14 protein-coding genes and 1 pseudogene are annotated in these 12,575 nt (G+C 70.0%); 11 read left to right on the top strand and 4 right to left on the bottom strand.

Annotated features, from left to right (window positions below; genetic code table 11):
* Positions 1-7 precede the first annotated feature (7 nt).
* Positions 8-559, top strand: a complete 552-nt coding sequence (locus tag ACW4TU_RS20475; RefSeq protein ID WP_457429512.1) for an HAD domain-containing protein — start codon at positions 8-10, stop codon at positions 557-559.
* 30 nt (positions 560-589) lie between these two features.
* Here the strand turns inward: ACW4TU_RS20475 and ACW4TU_RS20470 are convergent, their stop codons facing one another.
* The 3 genes from ACW4TU_RS20470 to ACW4TU_RS20460 all read right to left on the bottom strand — a co-directional run bounded on the left by ACW4TU_RS20470 (position 590) and on the right by ACW4TU_RS20460 (position 4,033).
* Positions 590-3,010: an ATP-binding cassette domain-containing protein gene (locus ACW4TU_RS20470; protein ID WP_457429511.1), complete on the bottom strand. Its 2,421-nt coding sequence runs from the start codon at positions 3,008-3,010 to the stop codon at positions 590-592.
* 62 nt (positions 3,011-3,072) lie between these two features.
* On the bottom strand, positions 3,073-3,483 hold the full coding sequence (locus tag ACW4TU_RS20465) for a VOC family protein (protein ID WP_457429509.1): 411 nt from the start codon (positions 3,481-3,483) through the stop codon (positions 3,073-3,075).
* Between the two features lie 10 nt (positions 3,484-3,493).
* On the bottom strand, positions 3,494-4,033 hold the full coding sequence (locus ACW4TU_RS20460) for a helix-turn-helix transcriptional regulator (RefSeq protein WP_457429508.1): 540 nt from the start codon (positions 4,031-4,033) through the stop codon (positions 3,494-3,496).
* Positions 4,034-4,246: 213 nt separating this feature from the next.
* On the opposite strand from ACW4TU_RS20460, the gene rox reads away from it, so the two are divergent.
* From rox to ACW4TU_RS20425, 7 genes and pseudogenes are all read left to right on the top strand, one after another.
* Entirely contained in the window at positions 4,247-5,728 is a 1,482-nt protein-coding gene (gene rox / locus ACW4TU_RS20455; RefSeq protein WP_457429507.1) for a rifampin monooxygenase, read from the top strand.
* A 181-nt stretch (positions 5,729-5,909) separates the two neighbouring features.
* Positions 5,910-6,515: a flavodoxin family protein gene (locus tag ACW4TU_RS20450; RefSeq protein WP_457429505.1), complete on the top strand. Its 606-nt coding sequence runs from the start codon at positions 5,910-5,912 to the stop codon at positions 6,513-6,515.
* Positions 6,516-6,559: 44 nt separating this feature from the next.
* On the top strand, positions 6,560-6,949 hold the full coding sequence (locus tag ACW4TU_RS20445; RefSeq protein ID WP_457429504.1) for a nuclear transport factor 2 family protein: 390 nt from the start codon (positions 6,560-6,562) through the stop codon (positions 6,947-6,949).
* A gap of 48 nt (positions 6,950-6,997) precedes the next feature.
* On the top strand, positions 6,998-7,216 hold the full coding sequence (locus ACW4TU_RS20440) for a hypothetical protein (RefSeq protein WP_457429502.1): 219 nt from the start codon (positions 6,998-7,000) through the stop codon (positions 7,214-7,216).
* Between the two features lie 296 nt (positions 7,217-7,512).
* Positions 7,513-7,851 carry a MoaF-related domain-containing protein gene (locus ACW4TU_RS20435; protein ID WP_457429500.1) on the top strand — a complete coding sequence of 113 codons (339 nt, stop codon included), beginning with the start codon at positions 7,513-7,515 and terminating at the stop codon, positions 7,849-7,851.
* Positions 7,852-7,956: 105 nt separating this feature from the next.
* On the top strand, positions 7,957-8,826 hold the full coding sequence (locus tag ACW4TU_RS20430; protein WP_457429499.1) for a helix-turn-helix transcriptional regulator: 870 nt from the start codon (positions 7,957-7,959) through the stop codon (positions 8,824-8,826).
* Positions 8,827-8,838: 12 nt separating this feature from the next.
* Positions 8,839-9,000, top strand: a pseudogene (locus tag ACW4TU_RS20425) (carbonyl reductase); the annotation flags it as partial.
* A gap of 87 nt (positions 9,001-9,087) precedes the next feature.
* On the opposite strand, the gene ACW4TU_RS20420 reads toward ACW4TU_RS20425, so the two are convergent.
* Positions 9,088-9,780, bottom strand: a complete 693-nt coding sequence (locus tag ACW4TU_RS20420; protein WP_457429497.1) for a TetR/AcrR family transcriptional regulator — start codon at positions 9,778-9,780, stop codon at positions 9,088-9,090.
* A gap of 53 nt (positions 9,781-9,833) precedes the next feature.
* Between ACW4TU_RS20420 and ACW4TU_RS20415 the strand changes: the two genes are divergently transcribed.
* From ACW4TU_RS20415 to ACW4TU_RS20405, 3 genes are all read left to right on the top strand, one after another.
* On the top strand, positions 9,834-10,952 hold the full coding sequence (locus tag ACW4TU_RS20415) for an FAD-dependent oxidoreductase (protein WP_457429496.1): 1,119 nt from the start codon (positions 9,834-9,836) through the stop codon (positions 10,950-10,952).
* Between the two features lie 155 nt (positions 10,953-11,107).
* On the top strand, positions 11,108-11,671 hold the full coding sequence (locus tag ACW4TU_RS20410; protein ID WP_457429494.1) for a helix-turn-helix domain-containing protein: 564 nt from the start codon (positions 11,108-11,110) through the stop codon (positions 11,669-11,671).
* A 95-nt stretch (positions 11,672-11,766) separates the two neighbouring features.
* Positions 11,767-12,462, top strand: a complete 696-nt coding sequence (locus ACW4TU_RS20405; RefSeq protein WP_457429492.1) for a hypothetical protein — start codon at positions 11,767-11,769, stop codon at positions 12,460-12,462.
* Positions 12,463-12,575: the final 113 nt, after the last annotated feature.

Below are 12,575 nucleotides of genomic sequence, written 5' to 3'. Positions count from 1 at the left end.
GGGTGCGGTGACTCCCGAACCGGTGGACCCCCGGCCCGCCCCGCTCCCTCCGCTTCTCCCGCTCCTCTTCCTGGATGTCGACGGACCGTTGATCCCGTTCGGCGGTACCCGGGAGCAGTATCCGGACGGCTATCCGATGTACCGTCCCGCCCGGCGACTGCGCTTCCCGGAGTCTGAGGTGAACCCCTTGCTGCCTCGGATCGACCCCGCACTCGGTCCCCGACTGGCCGCGCTGGCCTGCGAGTTGGTGTGGGCCACGACCTGGATGGACGAGGCGAACGAGTGCGTCGCCCCGTGGCTCGGCCTGCCGGCCCTCCCGGTGGTGAACTGGCCGGAGCCGGACCCCGACGACCTGCCCGGCGTTCACTGGAAGACCCGCCCGCTCGTCGAACGAGCCGCCGGGCGGGCCTTCGTCTGGCTCGACGACGAGGTGACCGACGCCGACCGTCGCTGGGTGGCCGAACACCACCCGGGCCGGGCCCTGCTGCACCGGGTTGACCCTCACCACGGGCTGCGGGACGCGGACTTCGCGGTCGTCGAGGAGTGGCTCCGGTCGTAGGGGTAGGGCCGCGGTTGGTGCGGGGCGTGCTCAGGTGCCCACATACGCCGCCAAGTGCTCCCCCGTGAGAGTGCTGCGGGCCGCCACCAGGTCTGCCGGGGTGCCCTCGAAGACGATTCGGCCGCCGTCGTGGCCCGCGCCGGGGCCCAGGTCGATGATCCAGTCGGCGTGGGCCATGACCGCCTGGTGGTGCTCGACGACGATGACCGACTTGCCGGCGTCGACGAGCCGGTCGAGCAGGCCGAGGAGGTGTTCGACGTCGGCGAGGTGGAGGCCGGTCGTCGGCTCGTCGAGGACGTACACGCCGCCCTTGTCGCCCATGTGTGTGGCCAGCTTGAGGCGTTGGCGTTCGCCGCCGGACAGGGTGGTGAGGGGCTGGCCCAGGCTGAGGTAGCCGAGACCGACGTCCGCGAGCCGGTCGAGGACGCGGTGCGCGGCCGGCGTACGCGCCTCGCCCGCGCCGAAGAACTCCTCCGCCTCCGTCACCGACATCGCGAGCACCTCGCTGATGTCCCGGCCGCCGAGCCGGTACTCGAGCACCGCCGCCTGGAACCGCTTCCCCTCACAGTCCTCGCAGGTCGTGGCCACACCGGCCATCATCGCCAGGTCGGTGTAGATGACACCGGCGCCGTTGCAGGTGGGGCAGGCGCCCTCGGAGTTGGCGCTGAACAGGGCCGGCTTCACCCCGTTGGCCTTGGCGAACGCCGTACGGATCGGGTCGAGCAGTCCGGAGTACGTCGCCGGGTTGCTCCGCCGGGAGCCACGGATCGGCGTCTGGTCGACCGACACCACACCCCCGTCGACGGCACCCCGGGTCTCGACCAGCGACCCGTGGATGAGCGAGCTCTTGCCGGACCCGGCGACACCGGTCACCACGCACAGCACCCCGAGCGGGATGTCGACGTCGACGCCCTGGAGGTTGTGCCTCGTCGCGCCGCGGACGGGCAGCGTGCCGGTGGCCTTGCGAACCGTCTCGGGCGCCTTGAGGGTCGCCCGGTCGTCGAAGTGGCGGCCGGTGACCGTACCGCCGGTCCGCAGGCCCTCGACCGTGCCCTCGAAGCAGACGGTGCCGCCCGCCGTACCCGCGCCGGGACCGAGGTCGACGACATGGTCGGCGATCGCGATCACCTCGGGCTTGTGTTCCACGACGAGCACGGTGTTGCCCTTGTCGCGCAGCCGCAGCAGCAGGTCGTTCATGCGCTGGATGTCGTGCGGGTGCAGCCCGATCGTCGGCTCGTCGAACACGTACGTGATGTCGGTGAGGGCGGAACCGAGGTGGCGGATCATCTTGACGCGCTGTGCCTCACCGCCCGACAGGGTGCCCGAGGCGCGGTCGAGCGCGAGGTAGCCGAGGCCGATCTCCACGAACGAGTCCAGCGTGTGCTGGAGCGCGGTGAGCAGCGGCGCCACCGAGGGGTCGTCGAGGCCGCGGACCCACTCGGCCAGGTCCCGGATCTCCATCGAGCAGGCGTCGCCGATGCTGATCTTCTTGATCTTCGACGACCTGGCCCCCTCGCTGAGCCGGGTGCCCTCGCAGTCGGGGCAGGTGGCGAAGGTGACCGCCCGCTCCACGAACGCCCGGATGTGCGGCTGCAGCGCCTCCTTGTCCTTGGCCAGGAACGACTTCTGGATCTTGGGGATCAGTCCCTCGTAGGTGAGGTTGACGCCGTTGACCTTGATCTTCGTCGGCTCGCCGTAGAGGAAGTCCCGCATCTCCTTCTTGGTGAAGCTGCGGATCGGTTTGTTCGGGTCGAGGAAGCCCGACTGGGCGTAGAGCTGCACGGTCCACTGGCTGTCCGACTTCCAGCCGGGGATGGTGAACGCGCCCTCGGCGATCGACTTGGAGTCGTCGTAGAGCTGGGTGAGGTCGATGTCGGAGACCGCGCCCCGGCCCTCGCAGCGGATACACATACCGCCCGTGCGGTTGAAGGTCGCCTTGACCGTCTTCGTCTTCTCGGCACCGCGTTCGACGGTGATCCCACCGCTCGCCCGGACCGAGGCCGTGTTGAAGGAGTACGCGCTCGGCGGCCCGATGTGCGGCTGCCCCAGCCGGCTGAACAGGATCCGCAGCATCGCGTTGGCGTCGGTGGCGGTGCCGACCGTGGAACGCGGGTCGGCACCGAGTCGCTGCTGGTCGACGATGATCGCGGTCGTCAGCCCTTCGAGTACGTCGACCTCGGGCCGCGCCAGCGTCGGCATGAACCCCTGGACGAACGCGCTGTACGTCTCGTTGATCAGCCGCTGCGACTCCGCGGCGATCGTGTCGAACACCAGCGAGCTCTTGCCCGAACCGGAGACACCGGTGAACACCGTCAGCCGACGCTTCGGCAGCTCGATACTGACGTCCTTGAGGTTGTTCTCGCGCGCGCCGTGCACACGGATCAGATCGTGGCTGTCGGCACCGTGCGGCGCGTCGGCCGCCTGCGAGTCCGTCCTCGGGGTGCTGCTCATCGGGTCTCCGTCTCGTCCGGTTTCCTACAGACTGGCTGACGCGGGCCGCTCCCGGGGCCCGGCTAGCCCTTCGGCTTCTGCGAGATCCGTACCAGGTTGCCCGAAGGGTCGCGGAACGCGCAGTCGCGCGGGCCCCAGCCCTGGTCCATGGGCTCCTGGAGCACCTCGGCACCGGACGCCCGAACCTTCTCGAACATGGCGTCGAGGTCGTCGGTGCGGAAGACGAACATCGGCATGACGCCCTTGGTGAGCAGTTCCTGCAGGGCGTCGCCGTCGGCCGCGGAGCGGCCCGCGTGGGGTTCGGAGAGGACGAGTTCGAGGTCCGGCTGCGCGGGGCTGCCGAGGGTGACCCAGCGGTGGTCGCCGGACGCGACGTCGTTGCGGACCTCGAAGCCGAGTGCGTCGCGGTAGAAGGCGAGCGCCTCGTCGGGGTCGTTGACGGTGATGTGGCAGTACTGGAGTGCGATGTCCATGCCGTCAACGCTAGGCGGCGGCCGTACGGCCCGCTTCTCGAATCCTGCTCGGTACGGTCCCGATGTCCCCGGCCGGTGTGCTGGTGACCGGTGTGCCGGTGGCCGAAGCCTCCGCGCGCGGAGCGCCCGCGCCCGGGACGTCCGGGCCCGGCGCGTTTCTGCTCGGCCGGGTGGTCACCTTCGCCACACAGGCGGGCATCGCCGTCACCGCGTCGTGTTCCCGGCCTCGGTACGCGCTCGGCGTCTCCCCGACGACCTCGGTGAACCGTGAGCTGAACGAGCCCAGCGACGTACAGCCGACGGTCATACAGGCGTCGGTCACGCTCATGCCGGCGCGGAGCAGCGTCATCGCCCGCTCGATACGGCGGGTCATGAGATAGCTGTACGGCGTCTCGCCATAGGCCGCCCGGAACCGCCGTGAGAAGTGCGCCGGCGACATCAGCGCGTGCCTGGCCATCGTCGGAACGTCGAGCGGACGTGCGTACTCCCGGTCGATCAGATCCCGGGCCCGGCGCAGATGCGCGAGGTTGGCGAGCTCCTGCGGGTCCATTCAGCGAAGGTACCACCGGGTCGCGGGACCGGTCCGGGTCTGCGCGAGCGCTCGGAGTCGCTCGGAGGGCGGAAAACATCCACTCCCCTCCACTCTCAAGCTATAGCGCACAGGGGGGCTTGCGGCAAGACCCCGGTCATGCCGCAGAATCGTCGGCCGAGGCAGCCCGGACCTGCGGAAATCGCGGGGATCATGGCAATCGAGGCTGCCGAAATGGGGGTTTTCATGATGGACGTGGACGTGGACGTGGACGGGGACGTGACCGTGGTCGGCGGCGGACCGACCGGCCTGATGCTGGCCGCCGAGCTGCGGCTGCACGGCGTACGCGTGCTCGTGCTGGAGCGGGACGCGGAACCCACCCCGGTCGTCCGCTCGCTCGGCCTGCATGTCCGCAGCATCGAGGTGATGGACCAGCGCGGCCTGCTGGAGCGGTTCCTCGCGCACGGAAAACAGCACCCGGTCGCCGGCGGTTTCTTCGCCGCCATGGACAAGCCCGCGCCCGCCCGGCTGGACACCGCGCATCCGTACGTACTCGGCATCCCGCAGACCGTCACCGACCGTCTGCTGTACGAGCACGCCACCGGGCTCGGCGCCGAGGTCAGGCGCTCCTGCGAGCTGGTCGGGCTGAGCCAGGACGAGGGGGGCGTGACCGCGGAACTCGCCGACGGCACGACGCTTCGCTCGCGCTACCTCGTCGGCTGCGACGGCGGCCGGAGCACCGTACGCAAACTGCTGGGCGTCGGTTTCCCCGGCGAGCCCACCCGGCTCCAGGCGCTGCTGGGCGAGATGAAGGTGGGCGTCGAGCAGGAGACGGTGGCCGCCGTGGTGGCGGAGGTCCGCAAGACGCAGAAGTGGTTCGGCCTCGGGCCCATGGGGGGCGACGGGGTGTACCGCGTCGTCGTGCCCGCCGACGGGGTGACCGGGGACCGCTCGGCCCCGACCCTCGACGAGGTCAAGCGGCAGTTGCGGGCGTACGCCGGTACCGACTTCGGCGTGCACTCCCCGCGCTGGCTCTCCCGCTTCGGCGACGCCACCCGGCAGGCCGAGCGCTACCGCGTCGGCCGGGTCCTTCTGGCCGGCGACGCGGCGCACGTCCATCCGCCGGTCGGCGGGCAGGGGCTCAACCTCGGCATCCAGGACGCGTTCAACCTCGGCTGGAAACTGGCCGCCGAGATCGCCGGCCAGGCACCTGAGGGGCTGCTGGACAGCTACCACACCGAACGGCACCAGGTGGCCGCCGACGTACTGGACAGCACCCGCGCGCAGACGCATCTGATGTCCACCGATCCGGGCGCCCAGTCCGTACGCCGACTGCTGTCGCAGCTGATGGACTTCGAGGACGTCAACCGGTATCTGATCGAGAAGCTCACCGCCATCGGCGTCCGCTACGACTTCGGCGAGGGCCACGCCCTGCTCGGCCGGCGCATGCGGGACCTGACGCTGAAACAGGGCCGCCTCTACGAACTGACGCACGCCGGCCGGGGCCTCCTCCTCGACCGGACCGGCCGCCTCTCGACGGCAGGCTGGGCGGACCGCGTCGACCATGTCGTCGACGACTCGGAGGAACTGGCCGAACTCGACGTACCCGCGGCACTCCTGCGGCCGGACGGGTACGTGGCCTGGGTCGGTGAGGACCAGGGGGATCTGGCCGTCACGTTGGCCAGGTGGTTCGGGCCGGCGGTCGGGACGGAGTGACGACGGGCATTCCGTCCTCGTCGGCGAACGCGGGAATTCCATCAAGGAATGCCCTGCGGTTTCTCCCCCACCAGGAACGAATCCCAACCAGGGACAAATCCTTCCTACCCTCGCCACTGAATTGCGTGCCAAGCTTCCGGAGCAGGATTCGCGCAATTCTTTTCGAGGAGAAATTCCCGCCATGTCTTCCCCCTTCACCGGCCCCACGGTCGCCGTCGCGTTCCACTCCGGATACGGGCACACCGCTGTCATCGCCGAGGCAGTGGCGCGTGGTGCCGCGGCAGCCGGGGCCGAGGTGATCTCCATCTCCGTGGACGTGATCACCGAGGAGCAGTGGGCCCAGCTGGACGCCGCGGACGCGATCATCTTCGGTGCCCCCACCTACATGGGCACCGCGTCCGCCGCCTTCCACACCTTCGCCGAGGCGAGCAGCAAGCGCTGGTACACCCAGACCTGGGCGGACAAGATCGCCGCCGGGTTCACCAACTCCGGCGCCAAGAACGGCGACAAGTCCTCGACCCTGGGCTACTTCTTCACCATGGCCGCCCAGCACGGCATGCACTGGGTCAGCCTCGGCGTACAGCCGGGCTGGGCCTCCACGGAGGGCAGCGAGGACGACGTCAACCGGCTGGGCTACTTCGTCGGCGCGGGCGCGCAGACCCCGGTCGACGCCGGACCGGAGGCGGTCCACAAGTCGGACATCGTCACCGCCGAGGGCCTCGGTGCCCGCGTCGCGCGGCAGACCGCGTTCTTCAGCGCCGGCCGTGCCGCCCTCGCGACCGCCTGACACAGACCCTCTCCCGCATCGTCGGATCATCCAGGAGCACTCTCATGTCCGATTCCCCGAACCTCGCCCTCGTCCGCCGTCTGTACGACTCCGGCATGGCCCCGGACGTGGTCGCCGAGGTCATCGACCCCAATATCGTCTGGGACATCACTCCCGGCTTTCCCTATGGCGGGGTCTACAAGACCTGGGCCAGCGTCGGCGGCGACTTCTTCGGCCGGCTCGCGCCCCGCTTCGCCTCCTTCGGCGCGGTGGCCGAGGAGTTCTACGACGCCGGTGAGCACGTCTTCGCGCGCGGCCATTACCACGCCGTGTCCACGTCCGGCCAGGAGTCGGACGCGCGGTTCATCCACTTGTGGACGGTCACCGACGGCAGGCTCACCCACCTGGTCCAGGCCGCCGACAGCCACGTCGTCCAGCAGGCCGCGACCAGCTGACCGCCCGCACCCACCCCAGGGAGGCCGAGGAGGCCATCGGTCCGTACGGTGCTTCAAGGAGGCCAGGTACGAGATCGGCGCGGCCACCCCGGGTGGCGTATCGCCCACCGCCGACGCTCTCGGTCTGACCGCGGCTTCAACGGCGGCACCGAGGGCGCCGAGCAGTTGGAGACCGCCCTGCGCGAGGCGACAAAGCCGGCGAACCCCGTCCGCATCGAGGACGTCCGCGTCGACGACCACGACGCCGTGTTCGTCCGCGGCATCTGAGGCCCGATGGAGGACCTGTCCGGCAACCCGGAGGCCGGCAGCTCGCTGAGCGACCGGCCCGCCACCGGACCGGACTGTCCAACTCCGAGGAGATCCAGAACGGCCCCGTCGGCCGGGCGAGGTGGCCGCTGCAGGACCGTCTCGCCTCGCACGAGGGCGCGGACCACCGCAAACGCGAGGAGACCTTCGCCCCCACCTCGAAGTCGACCGCACTCTCGTCACCGGCCGGAACCCCGCCTCGGCCGTCCCGTTCGCCCAGGGAGTCGTCGAGGCGCCCAAAGAAAGAGGTAGTACAGATGGACAGCAACGCGACCCTCCCCAGCGTGGGACAGACCTGGCTGGCGGACCTCGGCCCGGACACGCCGCTCGGCCACTTCACGGTGGAGATCACCTTCGACTCGGCGACCCAGGTCAGCTTCGAGGTGACGGGCGGTGCCATCAAGGGCCGGAAGCAGACGATGGAGTACACCACCAGCCGCCTCCGCGACGGCCTGTACGTCGTGCGCTGGACCGAGCCCGACGCCGGTGACCACGTCACTCACATCGAGGACTACACCGAGGGCACCTGCATGGCCAGCTCCGTCATCGGAGGCGGGTTCGTCCAGCTCCACGGGAAGTGGAGCCGCGTCCGCTGAACCCGTGGGCGACGGCGGACGGACCGCGCGTCATCGACGGTGAGCGCTTCCAGGGACAGATCTCTCCCCCTGACAACGCCGCTCTTCCGATGTCAGGGTGATGGCATGAACCGCGATCCTCATCGTCACGATCTGGGAGAATTCCTCAAGGCGCGCCGTGCCGAGCTCGCCCCGGCCGCCGTCGGCCTGCCCGGCGGTGGCTCACGTCGCGTCTCGGGACTGCGACGCGAGGAGATCGCCGTACTGGCGGCCATCAGCACCGACTACTACGCCCGCCTCGAACAGGGCCGTATCCAGCCCTCCCCGTCCGTGCTGGACTCCCTGGCCCGGGTGCTGCGCCTCGATGACGACCAGCGCGCCTACCTCTACGAGCTCGCCGCCAGGGACGACTTCCGCCCTCCCCGTCGGCAGCCGCGCCTCAAGGCCCAGCCGCAGTTGCAGCGCATGCTCGACGACATGGCGCACACCCCCGCCTTCGTGATCGGACCGCGCACCGAGATCGTCGCCTGGAACTCCATGGGCGCCGCCCTGATCACCGACTTCGGAAAGATCCCGGAGAAGCAGCGCTACTACGTCAGGCTCCTCATCACCGATCCCGCGATGCGCGAGCTGTACGCGGACTGGGAGGGCGTCACCCGGCTGGCCATCGCCCAGCTGCGGATGCACAACGCCAACAACCCCGGGGACGCGCAGCTCACCACGCTGGTGGGCGAACTCTCGGTACGGGACGCCCAGTTCCGGCGGTGGTGGGGTGCCCACAACGTCGCCGTCCGGGACACGGGGGCCAAGCACCTGCGCCACCCCGTCGTCGGGGACCTGCACCTCGACTGGAACGCCGTCACCTGGACCGCCGACCCCGACCTGCAGATCATCGTCTGGACCGCCGAATCCGGCACGTCCACCCACGACAGCCTGCGCATGCTCGCGTCCTGGGCCGCCGACCCCAGCCACACGACCAGCGGCAGCTCCGCCTGACCGCCCCGTATTCAGGCCCAGTCACCGGCCCGGGCCGCCGGAGCCGTACTCGACCCGGTCTTCACCGAGCACGTCGATCCCGCCCTCTACGGCGAGCTGGTCCGCTTCGGCAAGGCCTTGCCGTGGCACGACGGCACGCCTCCGGTGGAACAGGACCGGATCCTCAGGCCCTGACCGCCCGCACACCCGCGTCGGGAGAAGCACTGCCTGCGGTCCCGGACACCGACCCCGGCCTCGCTCACGTTCGGCGGGAGCTGAGCGTCACGCCGGCGGCCGGGCGAGTCTGGCGGCCACGGCGTCGAGGACCCAGTCCAGGCCGGTCGTGAAGGATGTCTCGGCGTCCACGTGCGTGCCGTCGTACACGGCCTTGGCCAGCGCCGGGAAGCGGCCCGTGGCCAGCATTCTCGTCACATGCGGCCCGGAGGCGCGCTGCCAGTCGCGCTTGGACAGGCCCGTGGCGCGCTCGGCCCGCAGGTTCGCGATCTCGCGCCTGATCGCGCCGGTGACGTAGGCGCTGACGGTCTCCACGGCGCGCATGACGGTGTCGACGTCGGCGAGACCGTCGAGGGCGGCCAGCTTGGCCTCGGTCACGGCGAGGCCGTTCGGGCCCAGGGTCGGTCGGCCGCCGAGCAGATCGGCCAGCCATTCGTGACGGAGAGCGGCCTGCCTGGTGAGGTGGGCGACGACGCGCAGCGCCTCCCGCCAGTCACCGGGCTGCTCCTCGGGGAGCATCTCGGCGTGGACCTCGTCCATCATGAGGTCGAACAGCTCCTCCTTGGTGGAGATGTATCCGTACAGCCGCATCGGGCCGGCGTCCAGGCGACCGGCGACCTTGCGCAACGACACCGCCTCCAGCCCGCCCTCGTCGGCCAGCGCGATGGCGGCGGCGACGATCCGCTCCCGGTCGAGCGGCACGGGGCGCGTCGGCGGCTCCGGCCGGTCCCACACAGTCATGGCCACATCGTACTGTTGCTATACATCGTACTGAGAAAATACAGTGTATCGACATGAGACATCGCATCGCCGTGGTCGGCAGTGGCCCGGCCGGACTTACCTTCGCCCGTGTCCTGCACCGCCATGGTTACCCCGTCGCCGTCCTGGAACGCGATCCCGCCCCGGACGCCCGCCCCCCGGGCGGCACGCTGGACCTGCACAAAGGGCTGGGCCAGCTCGCGCTGGACAAGGCGGGGCTGCTGGCGGAATTCCAGGCGCTCTCGCGTCCCGAGGGGCAGGCCATGCGCATCCTGGACACGGCAGGGACCGTCCTGCGTGACTGGCGACCCGGTCCAGATGACCTGGCCAATCCCGAGATCGACCGCAGGCAACTGCGTGACCTGCTGATCGGCCCTCTCGACGTCCAGTGGGGCCGGGGTGTGACGCAGGTGGTGCCGGGCACCCGGGACGGCGTCCTGGTCCATTTCGCGGACGGGCGTCAGGAGACGTTCGACCTCGTGGTCGGCGCGGACGGCGCCTGGTCCCGGACCCGCCCGGCGGTCTCACCGGCGACGCCGCACTACACCGGCGTCACCTCGGTCGAGACCTCCCTCGACGACGTCGACACGCGCCACCCCGACCTCGCCCGGTTGATCGGCGACGGCTCCGTGGCTGTGTACGGCGTGAACCGAAGCCTTGTCGCCCAGCGCAACAGCGGCGGCCACGTGAAGGTGTACACCAAATTCCGCGCGCCGCTGGACTGGCACACGAACCTGGACCTGGCCGACGCCGAGGCCGTGCGATCGAGCCTGCTGGCTCTGTTCGACGGCTGGGCCGCTCCCGTCCTCGACCTCCTCCGCCACGGCACCGCTTTCGTCCACCGCCCCCTCCACGTCCTGCCCGTGACCCACACCTGGACCCACGTCTCCGGGGTGACGCTCCTGGGTGACGCCGCCCATCTGATGCCCCCGTTGGGGGCGGGCGCGAACCTCGCGATGCTGGACGGCGCCGAACTCGCCGAGTCCATCGCCACCGGCCCCGGAGACCTGGACGACGCGGTCCGCGCCTTCGAGGAACGGATGTGGGCACGGGCCGGCACCTGGGCGAAGATCACGACGGCCGGTCTGGAACGCCTGGTGAGCCCGGACCCCACCGAAGCCCTCGCCCTCTTCGACCAGGTCCAACCATCCTGACCGCCAGGCGCGCGAGCCCCAGCACCAACAGCTCGCCACACCTACCGAGAACGGACACCTGCGGTCGGTTGAGCACCGGGAGTACGGCAGTGGCGTAGCGCACTTTTGCAAGCAGGCGCTTGCAATAGTTAGCAAGAGTGCGGCAAGGTGGACGCATGGCAACACTCAACGTCGGCAATCTTGGTGAGTACCTGCGCGACCAGCGGCGCACCGCGCAGCTGTCCCTCAGGCAGCTCGCCGATGCCGCCGGGGTGTCCAATCCGTATCTGAGCCAGATCGAGCGCGGGCTGCGCAAGCCGAGCGCGGAGGTGTTGCAGCAGGTCGCCAAGGCGCTGCGGATCTCCGCCGAGACGCTGTACGTGCGGGCCGGGATCCTCGATGCCGAGCGGGACCGGGACGAGGTGGAGACGCGTGCCGCCATCCTCGCCGATCCCACGCTCAGTGAACGGCAGAAGCAGGTGCTGCTGCAGATCTACGAGTCCTTCCGCAAGGAGAACGGGTTCGAGATAGCCGAGTTCGCCGATCCCGGCAGCGCTTCCGCCTCTACGGACGTCCCTGTGCCGGACGTTCCGGGCGGCGCCCACAGCGATACGGGCAGCGATACGGGCAGAGGCACGGACACAGGCACGGACACAGGCACAGCTACAGATACAGCTACAGATACAGCTACAGACATAGGCACCGGCAGTGATGCCGACCCGCAGCAGACGGCCAGTTGACGCACCAGACGCTCCGGTCACACCGGACGAGACCGGCCCGACGTTCACGGAACCCCCAAACCCTCAGTTCGAAGCAACCCGGGAGGACCATCACCATGGCCATCACCGACGACCTCCGCAAGACCTTCAGCGACCCCACGCCGTTCTACTTCGCCGCCGGCACCGCCGACCTCGCCCTTCAGCAGGCCAAGAAGGTCCCCGGTCTGGTCGAGCAGCTGCGCGCCGAGGCGCCCGCCCGGATCGAGGCGGTACGCGGCACCGACCCGAAGGCGGTTCAGGAGAAGGCCGCCGCTCGCGCCAAGGAGGCGCAGGAGAAGGCCGCCGGCCGTGCCAAGGAGGCACAGGAGACCATCCAGACCAAGGTCGGCGAGTTCATCAACACGCTGGACGGCGACTTCAAGAAGCTCGGCTCCACCATCGACGCCGACCTGAAGAAGCTCGGTGAGAGCGCCACGGACCTCGCCCTGCGCGGTGTCGGCGTCGCCGCCGAGTACGCCGTGAAGGCGCGCGAGACGTACGAGAAGGTCGCCGAGCACGGCGAGCAGGCCGTGAAGACCTGGCGTGGCGAGGCCGCCGAGGAGATCGAGGAACTGGCCATCGCCGTCGAGCCGAACTCCGAGCCGGCCGAGGTCAAGGTGGCGACCGAGGAGAAGGTGCCCGCCCCGGCCGCGGCCCCTGTCCCGACTCCCGCCGAGGCCAAGATCGCGTCTGCCCCGGCCGGTAAGCCCGCCGCCAAGAAGGCCCCGGCCCGCAAGCCCGCCGCCAAGAAGACGACTCCGCCGACCAAGTAGGCAGAGCCGAACGAGTGAAACTTCGGGTACGAGGACGGGTCGGGCACTCCAGGAGTGTCCGACCCGTTCGGCGGGTAGCGGGTTTGCGGTTGCGGGTACGGTGACCGCACATA

It is taken from the genome of Streptomyces kryoterrae (assembly GCF_054072135.1).
This window is presented reverse-complemented; position numbering and strand designations above follow the sequence as displayed.

Bases quoted from the DNA above. Each gene is read 5' to 3' on its own strand.
- ACW4TU_RS20470 (WP_457429511.1), bottom strand. From the start codon at position 3,010: ATGAGCAGCACCCCGAGGACGGACTCGCAGGCGGCCGACGCGCCGCAC.
- ACW4TU_RS20465 (WP_457429509.1), bottom strand. From the start codon at position 3,483: ATGGACATCGCACTCCAGTACTGCCACATCACCGTCAACGACCCCGAC.
- ACW4TU_RS20460 (WP_457429508.1), bottom strand. From the start codon at position 4,033: ATGGACCCGCAGGAGCTCGCCAACCTCGCGCATCTGCGCCGGGCCCGG.
- rox (WP_457429507.1), top strand. From the start codon at position 4,247: ATGGGGGTTTTCATGATGGACGTGGACGTGGACGTGGACGGGGACGTG.
- ACW4TU_RS20450 (WP_457429505.1), top strand. From the start codon at position 5,910: ATGTCTTCCCCCTTCACCGGCCCCACGGTCGCCGTCGCGTTCCACTCC.
- ACW4TU_RS20445 (WP_457429504.1), top strand. From the start codon at position 6,560: ATGTCCGATTCCCCGAACCTCGCCCTCGTCCGCCGTCTGTACGACTCC.
- ACW4TU_RS20435 (WP_457429500.1), top strand. From the start codon at position 7,513: ATGGACAGCAACGCGACCCTCCCCAGCGTGGGACAGACCTGGCTGGCG.
- ACW4TU_RS20430 (WP_457429499.1), top strand. From the start codon at position 7,957: ATGAACCGCGATCCTCATCGTCACGATCTGGGAGAATTCCTCAAGGCG.
- ACW4TU_RS20420 (WP_457429497.1), bottom strand. From the start codon at position 9,780: ATGACTGTGTGGGACCGGCCGGAGCCGCCGACGCGCCCCGTGCCGCTC.
- ACW4TU_RS20415 (WP_457429496.1), top strand. From the start codon at position 9,834: ATGAGACATCGCATCGCCGTGGTCGGCAGTGGCCCGGCCGGACTTACC.
- ACW4TU_RS20410 (WP_457429494.1), top strand. From the start codon at position 11,108: ATGGCAACACTCAACGTCGGCAATCTTGGTGAGTACCTGCGCGACCAG.
- ACW4TU_RS20405 (WP_457429492.1), top strand. From the start codon at position 11,767: ATGGCCATCACCGACGACCTCCGCAAGACCTTCAGCGACCCCACGCCG.